This is a genomic window from Vibrio sp. B172a, from assembly GCF_030248355.1.
GTDB lineage: Bacteria > Pseudomonadota > Gammaproteobacteria > Enterobacterales > Vibrionaceae > Vibrio > Vibrio owensii.
Genome location: NZ_JAHGAC010000022.1, coordinates 110,657 through 127,896 on the forward strand (window position 1 = coordinate 110,657; position 17,240 = coordinate 127,896).

General features: G+C 41.4%; 19 protein-coding genes and 1 tRNA gene. 17 read left to right on the forward strand and 3 right to left on the reverse strand.

The genetic code is table 11. The features are described from left to right. Positions 1-48 precede the first annotated feature (48 nt). The 15 genes from glgC (at position 49) to KIT90_RS19250 (ending at position 13,503) form a co-directional block, all read left to right on the forward strand. A complete protein-coding gene (glgC, locus tag KIT90_RS19180) occupies positions 49-1,362 on the forward strand; it encodes a glucose-1-phosphate adenylyltransferase (RefSeq protein ID WP_285378078.1) in 1,314 nt (437 codons plus the stop codon). Between the two features lie 550 nt (positions 1,363-1,912). Further along, positions 1,913-2,131: a Flp family type IVb pilin gene (locus tag KIT90_RS19185; protein WP_285378080.1), complete on the forward strand. Its 219-nt coding sequence runs from the start codon at positions 1,913-1,915 to the stop codon at positions 2,129-2,131. A 12-nt stretch (positions 2,132-2,143) separates the two neighbouring features. Continuing rightward, positions 2,144-2,584 carry a prepilin peptidase gene (locus tag KIT90_RS19190; RefSeq protein WP_285378082.1) on the forward strand — a complete coding sequence of 147 codons (441 nt, stop codon included), beginning with the start codon at positions 2,144-2,146 and terminating at the stop codon, positions 2,582-2,584. A 9-nt stretch (positions 2,585-2,593) separates the two neighbouring features. Further along, complete coding sequence (gene cpaB / locus KIT90_RS19195; protein WP_285378083.1) at positions 2,594-3,394, forward strand: Flp pilus assembly protein CpaB; 801 nt, start codon at positions 2,594-2,596, stop codon at positions 3,392-3,394. A 7-nt stretch (positions 3,395-3,401) separates the two neighbouring features. Next, on the forward strand, positions 3,402-4,736 hold the full coding sequence (locus KIT90_RS19200; RefSeq protein ID WP_285378084.1) for a type II and III secretion system protein family protein: 1,335 nt from the start codon (positions 3,402-3,404) through the stop codon (positions 4,734-4,736). Then, on the forward strand, positions 4,733-5,290 hold the full coding sequence (locus KIT90_RS19205; protein WP_285378085.1) for a hypothetical protein: 558 nt from the start codon (positions 4,733-4,735) through the stop codon (positions 5,288-5,290). Before KIT90_RS19200 ends, KIT90_RS19205 begins: the two co-directional genes overlap by 4 nt. Positions 5,291-5,301: 11 nt before the next feature. Continuing rightward, complete coding sequence (locus KIT90_RS19210; protein ID WP_285378086.1) at positions 5,302-6,534, forward strand: chromosome partitioning protein ParA; 1,233 nt, start codon at positions 5,302-5,304, stop codon at positions 6,532-6,534. Between the two features lie 2 nt (positions 6,535-6,536). Next, on the forward strand, positions 6,537-7,820 hold the full coding sequence (locus KIT90_RS19215) for a CpaF family protein (RefSeq protein WP_045477620.1): 1,284 nt from the start codon (positions 6,537-6,539) through the stop codon (positions 7,818-7,820). Further along, the gene (locus KIT90_RS19220) at positions 7,817-8,746 is read left to right on the forward strand and encodes a type II secretion system F family protein (protein ID WP_285378087.1); all 930 of its coding nucleotides are present in this window, start codon (positions 7,817-7,819) and stop codon (positions 8,744-8,746) included. Before KIT90_RS19215 ends, KIT90_RS19220 begins: the two co-directional genes overlap by 4 nt. Continuing rightward, positions 8,743-9,639, forward strand: a complete 897-nt coding sequence (locus KIT90_RS19225; protein WP_285378088.1) for a type II secretion system F family protein — start codon at positions 8,743-8,745, stop codon at positions 9,637-9,639. The genes KIT90_RS19220 and KIT90_RS19225 overlap by 4 nt, the downstream gene beginning before the upstream one ends. After that, entirely contained in the window at positions 9,629-10,369 is a 741-nt protein-coding gene (locus KIT90_RS19230; RefSeq protein ID WP_285378090.1) for a lipopolysaccharide assembly protein LapB, read from the forward strand. The genes KIT90_RS19225 and KIT90_RS19230 overlap by 11 nt, the downstream gene beginning before the upstream one ends. A gap of 63 nt (positions 10,370-10,432) precedes the next feature. After that, on the forward strand, positions 10,433-10,897 hold the full coding sequence (locus KIT90_RS19235) for a pilus assembly protein (protein WP_373417702.1): 465 nt from the start codon (positions 10,433-10,435) through the stop codon (positions 10,895-10,897). Beyond that, positions 10,878-11,417 carry a tight adherence pilus pseudopilin TadF gene (tadF, locus tag KIT90_RS19240; RefSeq protein WP_285378092.1) on the forward strand — a complete coding sequence of 180 codons (540 nt, stop codon included), beginning with the start codon at positions 10,878-10,880 and terminating at the stop codon, positions 11,415-11,417. The genes KIT90_RS19235 and tadF overlap by 20 nt, the downstream gene beginning before the upstream one ends. A 2-nt stretch (positions 11,418-11,419) precedes the next feature. Next, complete coding sequence (locus tag KIT90_RS19245) at positions 11,420-12,874, forward strand: TadE/TadG family type IV pilus assembly protein (protein WP_285378094.1); 1,455 nt, start codon at positions 11,420-11,422, stop codon at positions 12,872-12,874. Next, positions 12,871-13,503, forward strand: coding sequence for an OmpA family protein (locus KIT90_RS19250; RefSeq protein WP_285378096.1), 633 nt, complete (start codon positions 12,871-12,873; stop codon positions 13,501-13,503). The genes KIT90_RS19245 and KIT90_RS19250 overlap by 4 nt, the downstream gene beginning before the upstream one ends. A 196-nt stretch (positions 13,504-13,699) precedes the next feature. On the opposite strand, the gene KIT90_RS19255 is transcribed toward KIT90_RS19250, so the two are convergent. Beyond that, positions 13,700-13,790: transfer RNA gene (locus KIT90_RS19255), tRNA-Ser, on the reverse strand. Positions 13,791-14,120: 330 nt separating this feature from the next. Here KIT90_RS19255 and KIT90_RS19260 point away from each other — a divergent pair. After that, on the forward strand, positions 14,121-14,801 hold the full coding sequence (locus KIT90_RS19260; RefSeq protein ID WP_005440645.1) for a MaoC family dehydratase: 681 nt from the start codon (positions 14,121-14,123) through the stop codon (positions 14,799-14,801). A 64-nt stretch (positions 14,802-14,865) separates the two neighbouring features. Here the strand turns inward: KIT90_RS19260 and KIT90_RS19265 are convergent, their stop codons facing one another. Next, a complete protein-coding gene (locus tag KIT90_RS19265; protein WP_009704673.1) occupies positions 14,866-15,693 on the reverse strand; it encodes a phosphate ABC transporter substrate-binding protein in 828 nt (275 codons plus the stop codon). A gap of 299 nt (positions 15,694-15,992) precedes the next feature. On the opposite strand from KIT90_RS19265, the gene KIT90_RS19270 reads away from it, so the two are divergent. Then, positions 15,993-16,349 carry a DUF3024 domain-containing protein gene (locus KIT90_RS19270; protein ID WP_009704672.1) on the forward strand — a complete coding sequence of 119 codons (357 nt, stop codon included), beginning with the start codon at positions 15,993-15,995 and terminating at the stop codon, positions 16,347-16,349. Positions 16,350-16,387: 38 nt separating this feature from the next. Here the strand turns inward: KIT90_RS19270 and KIT90_RS19275 are convergent, their stop codons facing one another. Then, positions 16,388-17,182, reverse strand: coding sequence for an AraC family transcriptional regulator (locus KIT90_RS19275; RefSeq protein ID WP_285378099.1), 795 nt, complete (start codon positions 17,180-17,182; stop codon positions 16,388-16,390). Positions 17,183-17,240 lie beyond the last annotated feature (58 nt).

Here is a 17,240-nt window from a genome sequence, read left to right on the forward strand (position 1 = left end):
ATTATTTATAAACAGGTCTTTCTTGCTTGCTATATAAGGACTTATATCATGTCTAAAATAAATCAATATTCTCATGTTTCTAGTAATGTGCGTTTACGTAATACAACTGCAATGATCTTGGCTGGTGGAAAGGGAACTAGACTACAAGAACTAACCTCTATGGTGGCAAAGCCGGCAGTTTCTTTTGGTGGTAAATTTAAGATCATAGACTTTGCTCTTTCTAACTGTATTAACTCAGGAATAAGAAAGATCGGAGTGTTGACGCAATATATGGCCCAAGACTTAATTAGCCATATTCAAGCTGGTTGGCAATCTTCTTATTCTGCACTAGGAGAGGGGGTTAATATTATTCCAGCACAGCAAAGAGTTGGCGAGAACTGGTACCGTGGAACCGCAGATGCAATATATCAAAACTTAGACTTGATTAAGCGTAGTGATGAGACAGAGCGAATACTCATATTAGGTGGGGATCATATTTATAAAATGGATTATTCTCGCATGATTAACTTCCATGTTGAGAGCCGCGCTGATGTCACCGTAGCTTGTATCGAAAAGCCAATTGAACAAGCAAGCTCTTTTGGCGTGATGGAGGTGAATGAAAAAGGTGACATTATAAATTTTGTCGAAAAGCCTGAACACCCAACACCATTATCTTATGATGAGACTCAAGCACTCGTCTCCATGGGTATTTATATCTTCAACGTCAATGTACTGGATGAAGAACTACGCCTAGCGTTAAGCACACCAGATTACAAACATGATTTTGGTTATAACATCATTCCATCTTTAATCGGAAGGAAAGCAATAAAAGGATACGTGTTTTCAGAACAAGGGCATCCTGGCTTTACTAATTATTGGAGGGATGTTGGTAACATCGATGAGTATTATGCCGCGTCGATGGATCTGTTAGCTCCTTTGCCAGAATTCGATATTTATGACAAGAGCTGGCCCATCATGACGAATCAAGTCCAGCGACCAGGGGCTAAATTCCTATTTAACGACCCAAACCGCAAAGGCTATGCGGTAGATTCTGTTGTTTCTGCGGGCTCTATCATTTCTGGGGCTCATGTGGTGCATTCATTAGTGTCATATGACGTTCGAATAGAAGATTTTTCGGAAGTGGTTGATTGCATTCTGTTACCTAACTCGTCGGTTGGTCTAAATTGTAAGTTAACCAAAGTTATAGTCGGTGAGGACTGCCATATCCCTAATAGAACTGTAATCGGTGATAATTTGGAACATGATAGGCTGCGCTTCACAGTCACTGACACTGGTGTTGTTCTTATCACGAAAGAGATGATAAAGAGGCTCGCAGCTGAAACTGACACGGCTGATGCAATGCAAGAACCTATACCAATATAAAGAGCCATAAAAAGGTTGTTGTAATAAATTAAGCTATTAAAAGCGCCAGATATTAAATATCTGGCGCTTTTTGTTTTTTGTCTCAAAAACAATACAGGGATAGAATTGACAAGCTTAATTATGAAGACCATTAAAAATATTTATCAATTTGCATTTATATAATAATTTCATTTTAAATATCATTTATTATCTCTATCAGCTATTAAGCTTATTTAAAAAGATAAAATAACAGGGAATCATCACGATGTCTTTTTGTGATTATTATTTACTATTTATTATAATATTTATTCTTTTTTTTATTGGCTATATTCAGATTTGGAATATAACTAATATTGGTTGTTTTGTCATTAAAAGTTATTGATTGTGCTAGAGGAAATTATTAACAGTAAGTTAATAGTTTTGATTGTTGAAAAAATGTTATTTTATTTTTGTTTTTAAGTTTTTTAAATTAATTGTCTATTTAATAATTGAGTTTAAACTTGGAATAGAAGTCACGTAGAGATGACTTCCAAACGATTTTCAATTAATCACATTTATTAAGGATGACATTATGTTTACTGAATTCTATGTAAAAACAAAACTAGCGTTAGAAAGCTATAAAAATGATGAACGTGGTGTGACAGCTATCGAGTATGGCTTGATTGCTGCTGCTATTGCAGTTGTTATTCTAGGAGCAGTTAACCAAGTGGGAAAAGACTTGGTTGAGTTGTTTGGCGATATATCAAGTGCATTAACAGATAGAACTACAGCTGGCCAAGATGTAGAATAAAACGATGTATCAATGACTAATTGTAATTTTACTTTTAATTTAGGGTGGTTAGTGTTAACCACCTTATCTTCTCTGACTATTTACTACGACATCAAAGAAAGAACTATAAATAACTATTTCTGCTTTCTCGTTTTATTAACATGCAGTGTCATTTTTTTCTCATCTTATCTATCTATACAATTCGTTTCTCCGCTAATGGTTTTTGGTGTGGGTGTTGTATTGAGTACGACAGGATGGCTTGGAGGAGGAGATACAAAACTGTTTGCTGCTTATTCCACGGCAATATTACCGGAGAACCTCTTCATTACAGTCTTATTGATTCTGATTATTGGTGGCGTGGTGAGTTTGTGCTGCTTAATTAAGAATAAATGGACAAAAAGCGCCGACCGAGGCGTTCCTTATGGAGTTGCCATCGTGATTGGCAGCTTGTTTGGCATTTGGATGTCGTTATAAGGGATTAAGATGAAAAAACTACTATTAATCGGGATTGGTGGCCTTGCTATTTTATTGGGTTTGTATGGGCTGGCGACCAGTTTAAGTCAACCAGCAAACACGCCAAAACAAGTAAAAGTCGAACAAGGTCCTCAACTTATCGTTTGGCGCTTAAAGACGGATGTTAATGCTGGGCAAAAAGTCGCTAGGGAACACTTTGAGCTTGAGCGTATACCGGAGGATAAAGCGCACAGTCTTGGTGTTGATAAGGACATGGTACTTGAGTTCACTCCTGGCGCTATTTATCCAAATAATATAAAAGCAGGGGAATTGGCATTTGATGAGCGAATTATCGATCCAGATGAGGATGGATATGTCGATTTGGTGCTCGCTGATAACCGCGTTCCTTATGCGATAAAAGTGCGTCCAGAATCGATTATCGGTGGCGTAATTAGCCACGACACGCTTATTGATGTCCTATCACTTTCTCTTCCTACTGAATTTTCGATAGAAACTGCAGATACGGAAGCTTCGCGCAAACGCAATATGTTTGTGACGCCAATTTTAACAGGCATAAAGGTATTGCAGGTCAAGACATTCACCGTCGAAGGCGCGCGTAATCAAGCGCCGAAGACAGAAGTCAATGTGATCTTAGAACTGACGCGGAAACAAGTGGCAACCATTACCGTTGCGCGACGTATTTCAGAGCTTGAAGTACATAAATCCATTGGTGAATACGAGAAATCAGATCTACATGCTGATGCTGGCGACGTGCTTTCTAACTTCAAGTCAGTCGTCGAGTTTCGTTCTAATACGGTCAATATTAATTGAGGCACCCATGAACACTTTAATGAAATCACTTTGCGTGTTGTCTCTTTCCATGTTTGCGATGGTTGTACTGGCTCAAACAAGGACTTTCCTTGCCGAGGGAGAGATGGAAATCATCGCAGTGAATGATGAGATTGAATCGGTATTTATAGCTAACCCTGCTATTGCAGATTATCAAGTAGTTGATAAACAAAAAATCGCGTTATTCGGTAAAAAAATTGGCACGACGGGTTTTGCTGTGTTTGGTGCTGAGGGTAAAACCATAGTCACACGACAGGTGCAAGTTAGTGCCTCGCTAGCTGAGTTGAAACAAAAGGTTCACCTGCTTTATCCCAATACCCGTATAGACATTACTCATATCGGTGATAGCGTCGTTTTAACTGGCAGTGTGCCCAATGAAAGAATCAAAGATACGATCAATCAGATGGTTGGTGAGTTTCTTGATCATGAAAGGGAAGAGATCGAATTTGAATGGGATGGGGAAGACATAGACTTCGACCAAGAAGTTGAGTTTATGAAACGTATTAGTTACGCCAAAGTCATCAACAACATCGAAGTGGCGACTCAAAAGCAAGTTAACGTAAAACTGTCTATCGCCGAAGTGTCACACTCATTTTTAGAAGAATTTGGCGTTCAATACGGCAGTGAAGGTGCTGGTACGGGGATCTTTGTCGATCAACTCACATCGTTCAGCGCATCAGACATTATCTCCGTCATCACGGCCATAGGGAATGATACGGTTGGTCAAATCTTGGCTCAGCCTAATCTATCGGTTTTGTCTGGAGAAAGCGCAAGTTTTCTAGTCGGGGGCGAGTTACCGGTTGTGACCGTCTCTGATGGAGGCACCAACGTCGAATACAAAGAGTTTGGTGTGCGTTTGGAACTGATGGCGAAGGTTCTCGATGATGACAACATAAAGCTATCTCTCATTCCAGAGGTAAGCTCCCTAGATACTCAATATTCCAATGAAAGCTATGACTTGCCTGCATTAAAAACACGACGAGCAAGAACAACTGTTCAGCTTGCGGATGGTAAGAGCTTTATTCTTGGTGGCTTGCTAAGCACTGAAGACAAAGAATCGCTCGGTCAAATCCCCTTTGTTGGAGAGGTTCCAATTTTGGGTGCGTTGTTCCGATCAACGGGTACTGAAAGAACCCGCACAGAATTGATCATTGTGGCAACGGTCAATTTAGTGCAGCCAATCGAATCGCAATTAGTCCAACTGCCAAACATGCAGAAAACGACAAGTTTAGAACGCTTCTTTAACGTCGAGCCTGAATCCACACCTAAAGCGGGTGATAGATGGGCAAAAGAAATCTATTCCGTCGGAGGCTTCAAATTATGAGTGCACATAAAACGAAAAATATCGCACGTATGTTAGTCGCATCGGCGTTGCTTGCTATGACCTCCTGTGCGGAAGTGATCACTGAACGTGAAGGTCCACATATTCAGCTCGTCCCGCTGACATACCGTTGGTCTGTTGATTTACAAGGTCAGGATATTAAAGAAAGCCAGCGTGAGTTGTATGCATTAATGGAAAAGGATTGGGCTCTTATCGCTAACAACGGCGTTAAAGTCGATTGGGCGACTAAACACGGGAAAGTTCTGGCGAATAACTTAAAAAGTTACTTGTTAACCAGAGGTTTAGACGAGGGGGATATTCACCTTGAAAAAGCCTGGCTACCTGACTCAAAAGATATTCAAGTTCAGTTTCAATACATGCAAGTGGTTACGGAGCTGTGCAGACAAGCAAAAGTTGGCCATTACGGCGAGCTTACAGGCGGATGTTTCGTTGAAAGTAATCGCTGGCATTCAATGGCGAATCCTGAAAGTGCCGTCATGCTGCAATCCGACATGAGTCTAATAGAGGCTGAGATCACTGACTCAGCGGCGAAGTAGAGGAAGCATTTATGTTTGATTTAGTCGATAAATTACAATCTCAACCGCTTTCTGATTCTGGACAAGCTGAGACATTTGCTTCTGTATTGTTTCATCAGACAAAAGAGTGTGCAGAGTTAGTTAACGAAGCGTTTAAATTCGAAAATATCATGTCGCCTAACGTTTTATTAAACAGCGATGATGAGATTCGAAAACACATTCGCGAAACAGACGTCGAGATAGTGATGGTTGAGTTGACAACGAGCTCAAACGTTACAAAAGACATGGAGCGAATTGGTTATCTATTGCCAAATACCGCATCAGTGATTGTTATTGGGCGAGAGGATGCAATATCAACCATTCGTAACCTCAAAGAGATGGGTTTTTACTACCTATTTTGGCCTGTCAGTAAGCAAGAATTGATCGATTTTGTCAAAAATGTCACTAGTAACCGACAACGTCACTCGGGCTTGGGAAAAGATCGTAGAGCGAAAATTGTTGGAGTATGGGGAACAAAAGGTGGGGTTGGCGCAACCATGCTCACTGCTGAGATCGCTTTTGAACTCTCCAATATAAAGAAATCCACTTGTTTGATAGTGGATCATGACTTTCGCGGTGGAAACTTGGATATTTTCTTGGGTCTTAAAGAGTTTGAGAAAAAGCCAGTTTCATATGCGGCTCTAGCCTCGAATATTGATAGCACCTACGCCTCAAGTATCGTGAGCAAAGTGGATGATATGTTGTCTGTCATCTCCTTAGAGTCAGATGAACTTAACGAAGTCGAGCTTAAAGAATACGTGAGGCTCTTATCTGATCAACTTTCTGGTCAATACAACTTTGTTTTAGAAGATCTTTCTCGCTCAAATAATACAAAACAAGACATTGAATACATTACAAAAGCTTGTGATCTGCTTGTTTTGATTTTTGAGCCCACAGTCTCCAGTGTACGAGAGGCCAAGCGGACCTTGCGCTTGTTAGAACTCGCTCGCTCCAAAGCAAGGTGTCTATTTGTGCTGAATTACACGCTGTGTGAGAAAGCCGCCACCGTAACGCTCTCTGATATCAAAACATTCTTAGGTCGTGAGCCGGATGTGGTTTTCCCAAATGACCTCCGAATTGGTCGCTTAGTTTTAGAAAACAAACACATTTATCAACATGGCGGAGCGATGAGTCACAACCTCCACAAGCTTACTTCATCTTTACTTGGGGAGTCTGAGTTAGCAGAGCGTCACTCTTGGTTTTCGCGTCTTCTTAAACGGGGCTAATCATGAATATTACAAAATCTGCTTATGTTCAGATCCGTAAACAAATTTTTGAGGCACTCGACGCAGAAGCCGTTCAAAGTTTGTCTTCGGAGGCGCTTGCACAGCAGTTATCGAGCGCTGTGGATGTATTGATTGAGAAATTTGGCCTCTCAGTCACAACAATGATTCGAAGAGAGTACGTAAAGAGCCTTTTGGATGAGCTTCAAGGTTTGGGGCCATTACAACCCTTGATGGAAGACGAAGCGATCAGCGACATCATGATCAACGGTTGCGAGAACGTATTTGTAGAACGTCGCGGTCTGGTTGAAAAGGTGAATGTTGCTTTTATTGATGAAGAACAGCTTCTTCATATAGCAAAACGTATCGCCAATCGAGTTGGGCGAAGAGTGGATGATTCGTCGCCAACGTGTGATGCACGCTTACCGGATGGAAGTCGTGTAAACATTGTAATACCACCTATCTCAATTGATGGGACTGCTATCTCTATTCGTAAGTTTAAAAAACACAGCATTAACTTGGGACAACTTGTTGATTTTGGCTCGATGAGCCCTGAAATGGCAAAAGTACTTATGATTGCCGCGCGTTGCAGGTTGAACATTCTCATATCGGGTGGCACAGGATCGGGTAAAACCACAATGCTTAATGCGTTATCTCAGTTTATCTCGGAGAAAGAACGCATTGTCACCATAGAGGACACAGCTGAACTGCAATTGCTACAGCCTCACGTTGTTCGTTTGGAAACACGCACTGCAGGTATAGAAGGTTCCGGAGAGGTCAATCAACGTGACTTAGTTATCAATGCACTTCGGATGCGCCCAGACCGCATCATTGTTGGGGAATGTCGCGGTGGCGAAGCATTTGAGATGTTGCAGGCAATGAACACTGGCCACGATGGGTCTATGTCTACCTTACACGCGAACACGCCTCGTGACGCTCTATCTCGCGTTGAAGCGATGGTCATGATGGCAACAAGCAGCCTCCCTCTAGAGGCGGTGCGCCGTACGATTGTTAGTGCGATTGACCTCGTGGTGCAGATAAGCCGATTACATGATGGTAGTCGAAAGATCATGAGTATTACTGAAGTTGTCGGTATCGAAGGTTCCAATGTCGTATTGGAAGAAATATTCCGCTTTCAACCGCTCTCTTCGGGAATGGATGAAGGGCAAATTCATGGACGCTTCTTAACTGCAGGCTTAATGCAACGCTCAGTTCTTGTTGAGAAGGCGAAGTTTTTTGGCTTAGAACAACAGTTGTCTCAAGCCTTTAGTGTGGGAGAGCCAGGATGATTCATTGGATAGCTTTTATCATTGGTGGTGTCGCATTATTGGTTGCTTTCTGGCCAAGTCGAGAAAGTCAAAGCCGCACCTATTACCTAGAAGAAGCCAACCGAGTGCTTTTTGTTAATGCAATGGAGCAAGCACATCAGGCCGTTGATATTAAAGCACTATCAGATAGGACGCTACTGGATAACATTAAGGCTAACTTTAGTAATGTTAAGTATCAACTTGGAAAGATGGCTGAGCTTAAACTGATACTTTATAGCTTTACACTCATTGGGGCCGCCTTTGTTTTTAATCATAAATACCTACAAACCAACTCATATATTGTCGCCTCTATTTTTCTAATTGTTGGTTGGACATTGGGTTACTTCTGGCTTCAAAAACGTCAACAAGAGGCGTTTGAAAATGCATTCCCTGATGCACTAAATATGTTGTCTAGTGCAGTCAGCTCTGGTGAAAGTATTATGCATGCCATTATTTATGTGGGCAAAACCTTACAAGGAGACGTTGGAGAAGAGTTTAGGCGCATGGGTGAGAAGTTGCGTTTAGGTGAATCTCCGGAAAACGTTTTTCGTAAATCTTGCGAGAGATTCCCATACCCTTCGTTCTATTTCTTCGTCATTACTTTGCGCGCCAATATGCAAAGAGGGGGGCAGTTGAAAGACGTTATCGCAAGGTTGAACCGCTTGATGTTTGATGCGAGAGCAATAGAGAAAAAGAAATATGCGCTGACGGCAGAAGCCAGGATGTCTGTGAAAATTGTCGTAGCAATTCCATTTTCAGTCTTATTTATGTTGCAGTTCATAAGCCCGGATAACTTCGAGTTCTTGATGTTTCACCCTGCAGGAAAGCCGATCTTATATTATCTACTCGCAAGCGAGGGGCTTGGATTGTGGATGGTGTGGATGTTGATGCGAGGAGCGCAAAAATGATGTCGACACAGATAAGCATATTTCTCACTTTGGTTTTGATTACCTTTGGGGTTTCGATTCTTATTTATCAACTTTGGTCGAGTGCAAAGAGAAAAAGGTCGCTTAAAGATTTTGCATTATCTACTCGTCACGTAGAGCAGGGTAATGACTATGATATCGATAGTATGCATCAGGCATTTGCTCAACTGACGGCGTCGTTTACTTCTGATCAAGGTGACATAAAGAAAAAGCTCGAAGATGCAGGTTTCGATAACCAAACTTATGCACGTTACTATATGCATTTTAAATATGGCGTTGCCTTCATTGGTTTAGGTGCTATTTACTTTATTTGCCGTGCTGTACAGGTCGATATCTTGATAATGATGGCGTCGATGCTGACATGGTTTATCGCTTGCATCATTGTTCCTGACTCATATTTAACCTCTAGAAGGAAAAAGAGACAGGAGCGCATATCTAAACAGTTACCTTATCTGCTCGATTTGATGGCCATCTGTGTCCAAACGGGTATGACATTAGAATCAAGTATTAAGTACTTATCCATTGAATTACGTTCTTTTGACAGAGAGCTAGCCAAAGTCCTAAAGCAAGTCGATGACCGTGCCCAAATTCATGGACTAGAAAACGCTTTGAATGAGCTTTATAGAAAACTACCAACGTCAGAGATCCGAAGTTTTGTTATGACGCTTAAGCAAAGTTTGCAATACGGCTCTTCTATCTATGCTGTTTTGACGACACTTGCATCAGACATACGCGATGTAAACATGCTTACCGCTGAAGAGAAGATCGGAAAACTTGCAGCCAAAATGTCGGTTCCTTTGGTTGTTCTCATAATGATGCCAATCGTCGTGGTGATTTTGGCTCCAGCAATAATGAGGGCTATGCATGGACTCTAAAATAATTGTTTTGTTAGTGCTTCTTCTAACAGGGTGCAGTTCATCCAATCAAACTGCTTTGAACTCTATTATTCAACAAAATAAAGAACAAATGTTTGTAGAAACGAATAACCAAGAAAAGCTTATCGAATTCTATAAACAAGAGTTGAGAGAAAATGAGAGTGAAGAAAGTCGAATTAAATTAGCAAAAAGCTATTTGCTATCTAATGACCCTGAGTCTGCAATATTCGTAATCAATCAGCTCGAAAATCATCAGATAAATAAAAACGATGAAGCGCTGCTGATATTGAGCAAGTCTTATTTTCAAACTGGGCAATTAGAGCAGTCAGGGCAATACATAGAGAAAGCTTTATTACTGAATCAAAACAACGGAGAGGCTCACAACATCGCGGGAATACTGGCTGTGGCAGAACAGAGGTTTGGCGTTGCAGAGAAGCACTTTATAGAGGCTCGTAAGCGCTTTTATCAAGATGATGTCATAAAGAACAACCTAGCTGCACTGTACCTTCTAGAAGGGCGATATCGGGATAGTTATAACCTTTTGCTCGCCGTCTACCAAGCCAATCCAGAAGACAGCAAGGCAAAAGCCAATTTGACGGTAGCCTTGATAAAAATAGGAGACCTTCATCAAGCGAAAGCACTACTACAGCAGGACTATGATGCTGAGCAAGTGGATGAAATTGTCACTTCGATTACCAACCAAAAATGGAACATGTCATTTAACAGATAAAGGTAGATGATGATGAAAAGGACGCAAACAGGCGTAGCGTCGATAGAGTTCGGTATTGGCTTTATGGCGTTTTTTCTGATGGTAATGCTTTGGGCTGAATTGGGGTACATCGCTTATGTTTCTTCAGTCAATGATTTGGCAATTGCAGAAGCAGCTCGCAGTGCGAAAACACAAGTTGATGAGAAACAAACGAACGAGTCCGAAAGCGTTTTTATGGCTGAGTTCATAAAAGTTGTCAACGAGCAAGCTAGCGTGATGGGAGGCATTATTGACCCGAAAAAATACAAGTTTAGTGTGCGTTATTTTTCTTCTATTGCTGATATTGGCGGGCATCAGGGTGCCTTATGTGAGGACGAGAACAACCCAATAGAAGCTGAGTGTGGAAACAGTATCAACAGTGCCTTAGCGATATATGCTGTGGACTATCAATATCAACCGATGCTTGCATTTTTCATGGATGGTTCTCGTAGTTTTGAGCGAGAGGTCATTGTGATTCAGGAGTACGAACGTGATCAATTTAAATTCTAAACATCAAGGTACGTTCTCTATTGAATTTGGGTTATTAGTTGCTGTGTTTTCTTTGATGTTAATTTTCACCGCAGACATGGTAGTGAAATTATCGGTACAAGGAAAACTGGATAGACTTTCATATTCTCTGGTGAATGTAATCAAAGAAAGAACTCAACTGTACGGTAAGGATAATTTCTTTATTGATGAAGGTATTGTAAGTGACGTTTATGCAATCGCACTTTCTTCATTAAAAAGAACGATGGGCAGTTTTGAAGAAAATAAAATCGGGGGAGAGTTTGAACTATTACATTTTGCATCAGACGGGGAGGCCGAAGTCACCAAAATAAATATGGGAACAGGTTGTGTGCTTTCAAGTTCAATAGAGCAGCAACAAGATCTATCAATGGTGACATCTTGGGGACGCAGAGCGACGTTATATAAAGTCACTTTGTGTTATGAGACCGACAATTGGTCTGGAAAGTTATTGGACAAAGAATTTTCCACCATTCAATCGTCATCGATCATGATGGGACGCTGATTATGCGAATAAGACAAGGAAAATATAGGACACAGCGTGGGCATGCCGCGTTACTGTTCGCATTACTGATTCCGGTGTTTTGGGGCTTTACGACTTTGGCTATCGATGGCTCATACGCCATACAGACTAAAGCGAGGCTAGGGGATGCGAGTGAGGTTGCGGCGTTAGCATTAACGGCAAAGAACAGTCTCATTAATAGTGAGAATGAAAAGCTAGCGCTTAAATATGTTAGAGCATACGTAGATGATGCTGAAATCACCATTAAAGATGTTAAACGAAAAGAGTGTTCTTCTACTGATAATAACGGGTGTGAAGGTGTAAATCGATACGCACAATACGATTTATCCGTAGCGGCACAGAGAGATTCTTGGATTCCTAACCTAAACAATATTGGTTTTGGCGACAACTATAATGTCTCTCACTCGGCCACGGCAAGAAAATATCAAGGTGACAGCATTGATGTTGTGTTTGTCATGGATTATTCAGGCTCAATGGATGACACATGGCAAAAGAAAGCAAAGTACCGACATGTTGCAGATATTATTAATTCTGTCTTGAAAGAGCTTAAAAAATATCAGTCAATCCAAGAAGTAAACAGCAGAGTTGGTTTGGTACCTTATTCTGAATATACATCCCGCCCCGAAAATCAAATGATTTGTGAGCAGCAAACAGAAGTAGAATGCAATCGGATTTGTGATGAAAATTTAATTGAATGTAAAGATAAGTGTAGAGGAAGAAAATGTGAGAGAAAGTGTGAAAATGCTTATGATGATTGCAAAAAGAATTGTAAAAATACTGAAGTAAAAAAAAGGCGACCTCTTCAATTTGTTGACCAACTGCGTTACGAAGGAAACAACAAAACCGTAGATATTGAATCTACGATTGCTGATGTGTGGGTTGATAAGTCGAATGATCCCGAGGCGGTTTGCGCTTTTGACCGCTACGAAGAAGATTATGAAGACCGATCCTATCCATTTAACAATGAAGGTTTAACAGATAATTTTGACAAGATCGAAAAAGAAATAAAACGATTTGAACCGGAAGGTTGGACTGCTGCTTTACAAGGCATTATCAAAGCTGCTCAAATGTTTGATTCTTTGGATAATCCAACCGTAGGCACTGCTCCGAATGCGAGGCAATTGCTTGTTATTTTAACCGATGGCGTAGATAAAACTGGCAGCAACGATAAACCTTTAGATGGAAAACTACCGCTACCTAAATTAGTTGATGCAGGCATGTGCACGAAGATAAAAGAACACCTTAATAGCAAGTTCACATTGGACAATCGTCCAGTGAGTTTTCAAATGGCGATGATTGGTTTTGATTATGATGTGAGTACAAATAAATCTATTGCGGAGTGTGTTGGTGTCGACAACGTATATGACGCCGCCAACCCAGACGAACTGCTCGATATTATTCTCAACCTTATTTCAGAAGAAATTGGACATTTAAAATGAAAGCAAAAAACAAAGTATTAATGACCGCTGTTGCGCTTTTCTATGCATCATCGATGTATGCCAATGACGATAATTTGGTGTTAGAGAAGGTATGTGGCAATAAAGATCATCATTCCTATGTGGAAGTCTATGTTGGCGAAAGCTTAACAATGATCCCTACATCTGGAAATATGTACCTCATTCAAGCGAAAGGGCAGAGTTTAGATCCTCAGAACCTCGCTGAGTTAATGATGAAGAAATTTGATGTCTCACGTGATTGCGCAGAATTACTGCTAGTGAATAGTCATATGGCGAATTCGAGTGATTCAAATCTATTGGCTAGTATCAAGTTTGATTTCGATCGCTCTCTGTTAACACCATTGTCAAAACAGATACTGGATCGCATCGTTGGTATAGCAAAGGAATCAAAAGACGAGTTCGTCCTAACAGGGCATACCGATAGTATAGGTACAAACGAATACAACTTTACGTTAGGAGTTCAGAGGGCGGAAAGTGTAAATCGCTATTTGAATGCGAGAGGCATCTCTAATACGGCAGTGGTTTCTAAAGGAGAAACACAACCTGTTGCAACCAATGAGACTTCTCAAGGTCGAGCTCAAAACCGTCGAGTAGATGTGACAGCACTGTAGCCTTACCTTGTGAGAGCGGTAGAGCAGTCGCTTAAAGCACTGAAATACGAAAAAGCCCGCTAATCTCTTAGCGGGCTCTTTACTGGGATGTGGCGGAGTGCTGGGGTCGCACACGACTAGGGATTTAGAAATCCCGCAATTTTCCAAATGCTAAAACGACGAAAGCCCGTTGATTTCTCAACGGGCTTTCTAAATGTGGCGGAGAGATAGGGATTTGAACCCTAGATACGCTATTAACGTATGCCGGTTTTCAAGACCGGTGCTTTCAACCACTCAGCCATCTCTCCGTTGCGGGACGTATAATAGGGTGAGGTAGAAACGTTGTAAAGCATTGTTTTAATGAAAAAGAACTGTTTGCTTGTTTTATGGTCACATCCATAGAGAGGATTAGTGCGAAAGGGCACCAAAAAGTATAGTTGTTACAGTATTTTGTAGAGTATTTACTTTATGTTGTGGTTACTTAATAAAATAGTGTTTTATTGCTATCTTTATGAAAATTAAGAAGTAAATGACTTTGAGTATACATGTGTTCGCCCGAAAGTATTTGCAACATAGTGTGAGTTAATTCAAAATTAACTGGTATAGCCAGTTGTGCTTGAATTTATCGAAGGGTTTTTATGAAAGTCACGAATCTATTTAAAGACAAAGTTGGTGCGATTTCCGCTCACCAATCAGAGTTTATGAATTGGATGTCTCCAACGCTACGCGATTATTGGGGTGACTTTTTAGGTCGAGCACAAAGCAGCTTTCTTTTTTCTAAAGTACGTGATCACCAACAGCCAGCTGTAAATGAGGAAGTCATTTCTCAACCAGATCCAATTGTCCTAAAACCAGAAGCGCAAGTTCTATTTGATGAGCTAAGCGAGAAAGTGGGCGAAGTGATCCATGTGGGTGATTGGGTTCATGTATCTCAAGAGCGTATCAACCAATTTGGTTCGGTAACTGAAGATATGCAATGGATTCATACTGATCCAGAGCGTGCTTCAACAGAGTCTCCATTTAAGACTACGATTGCTCATGGTTTCCTTACGTTGGCGCTTCTGCCTAAGTTGACCGATTCTGTTGATCCAGAAAATCCAATGTTCCCAACAGCGAAATTGGTGGTGAACCTAGGTCTGAACCAAGTACGTTTCCCGTACCCAGTGAAAGCAGGCAACAATGTACGTGCATCGAGCACACTAACTAAAATCACTCCAATCAAGAAAGGTCTTGAGATTGAGCGTGAAATCAAAGTAGAAATTGAAGGCATTCGTCGTCCAGGCGCTGTGGTTGTTTCAGTGATTCAATTGCACTTCTAATTGCATTCTAAGATTCAAACAAAAAAGAGAGCCGAATTTGGCTCTCTTTTTTTACGTCTGCGGTTTATTGATTAAAGCTTTTTACTGGTGTGTAGCCATAATCTGCAATCGCTTTTTGGCCTTGTTCCGATTTCAGGAACTTCACGAAGTCTTTACCGGCTTTATCTAAACCATCGACCTTGTACAGAACCAAGAATGGACGCGCCAATTTGTACTTGTGGTTAGCGATGTTGCTTGCAGTTGGTTCAGTGCCTTCAAACTGAATGGCTTTTATTGATCGATCAACAGAACCAACCGAGATAAAGCCAATCGCATGTGGGTTATGGTTAACAATGGTCTTCACCATGCTGTTGCTGTTTACCACAAGGTTGTTTGGGTTAATGTCTGAAACCAAACGGTTGTTGATGATCTTGGTAAGACCTAGCAAACTTTCAAAGCTGTAACGAGAGCCAGAAGAAGCTTCACGTGTTACCACGGCGATAGGTTGATCGTTGCCGCCAACTTGTTTCCAGTTGTCGACTTTACCTTTGTAGATATCAAACAGTTGTTGTTCCGAAAGGTTGGCTACAGAGTTAGTGCGGTTAACAACAACGGCAAGACCATCATAAGCGATAGGGAATACGTTGAGATCTTCGCCTTTCTCGCTTTCCGTTAGGTAGCGCGAGCTCATGCCAATCTCAACCACGCCTTTGTTCACCATCGTGATGCCTGCGCTTGAGCCAATACCCTGAACGGCAATGTAATCATCAGGGTGCGTTTTATTATACTCTTCAGCCAATACATCCATTACGCGTGCAACAGAGGTAGAACCCGAAATATTGACTTCTTTTGCCATAGCAGAAGGAAGGGACAGAGCCATGGCCAGTAAGGTCGCCACAGAAAGACGTAACATATTTAACTCCATATACGGTATATAGCAGCGCTCATCATATTTCGTTCAGGTTACACTTTTGTGAATGCAGATTGATATCCATAGCGAATGATCGATTGCGCTCGCTTTATGTTGATAACTATAAATAATATTGGGTGGGTGGGTTTTACTGATTTGAAGCGAAAGAGGTGACGCAGTTAGCTTTTCGGCATCAAATGGGATGCTATTCTAGGTTTGAGCGGGCGCATGCCCCGATGGTGATTTCTGCCTCTCTCAGGCACTTGGGTATATACTAAGAACAACATATTAGGAGTACGCTCATGTCCGTGTCTCAAATGGCGACCAGTCGCTTGCACAAGTTGGTTCAAACGCTCTGCGCTAGGCGCAATGTCAATTTGCCAGTCGAAGCGCTAGGGAAGTGCTTATACGAGCCTATAGAGAACGGTGTCGAGCTTTATCATGCGCACTTCTTACTTGATTCACAACACAGTGAATACACGTCTCCCATCGCTAAAATTCTATTTGATGCTAAAACTCAGCTTTGGTGCTTTTATGTGCCGATCTATCGTGAAGAAGAATTGGTCTGGGTACCTTATGAAAAGCTACCGAGTAGTGAAACGCTTGAGGTGCTTCTCGCCGAATTAGAAAGCGACCCTCAAGCGTGTTTCTGGGATTAACAGATTTCTCTACCTGCTAACGCTTAGCGTGCCAAGCGTCACTTTGCTATTTGGCTACGAAACTCTTTTGGCGTAATGCTGTAAATCGATTTAAATGCTGTACTAAAGTGGGCGGCACTCTTAAAGCCTGATTCAAATGCAATTTGGGTGATCGACTTCTGTGATACGCGCAGTTGTGTCGCAGCGTGGTTAATACGTTTCACCTTTAAAATGTGCGAGAACGAGAGGTTTTCCGCTGCTAATCTACGTTTTAATGTCGCGATAGACATGCTCATGTGCGTGGCTAAGGCTTCTAGGGTGATGTCTTTCTCGATGTTCTTTTCGATGTACTTAATTGCCTTCTGAGAGGCGGTTAGGCTGCTTGCATCATCAATGATTGACAGAATGTCCGGCTGCACTTCGACCATCAATGAGAGTAGGGCAAGGGCAATATGACCTTGAGCGTACTGGGGCGCTTTATTGTCCGCTAACTCAATTAACGTGTCTTTAAGCTGTGAAATTGACGATTGGTTTTCAGAAGAGAAAGGGTAGAAGCGGCGTTCTTCAGTCTCTGCCTGCACATTAGGATGCACAGATTTAAACTCACTAAACAAACCAATATCAAAGACGAGTGCAAGTGCTTTGAAATTGCCTGGTTTGGCTTCAGCACTGCGCAAATCTGCGGAGTTATAAAGCGTAAAGTCTCCTGCGTTTAGTTCAATTTGTTCACCACTAGGCTGATTAATAACGAGTGAGCCTTCTTCAACAACGTATAGGCCGTTGTGTGTAGCGGTGTAGCGTTCACTTTTGCGAGCAGTGAAGTGATTAAAGCGAATGATCTCAATGTTCGGCATATTCGTTCTTATCTTTCTTGTATGACATACAAAAAAGGCGCTCATTTGAGCGCCTTTA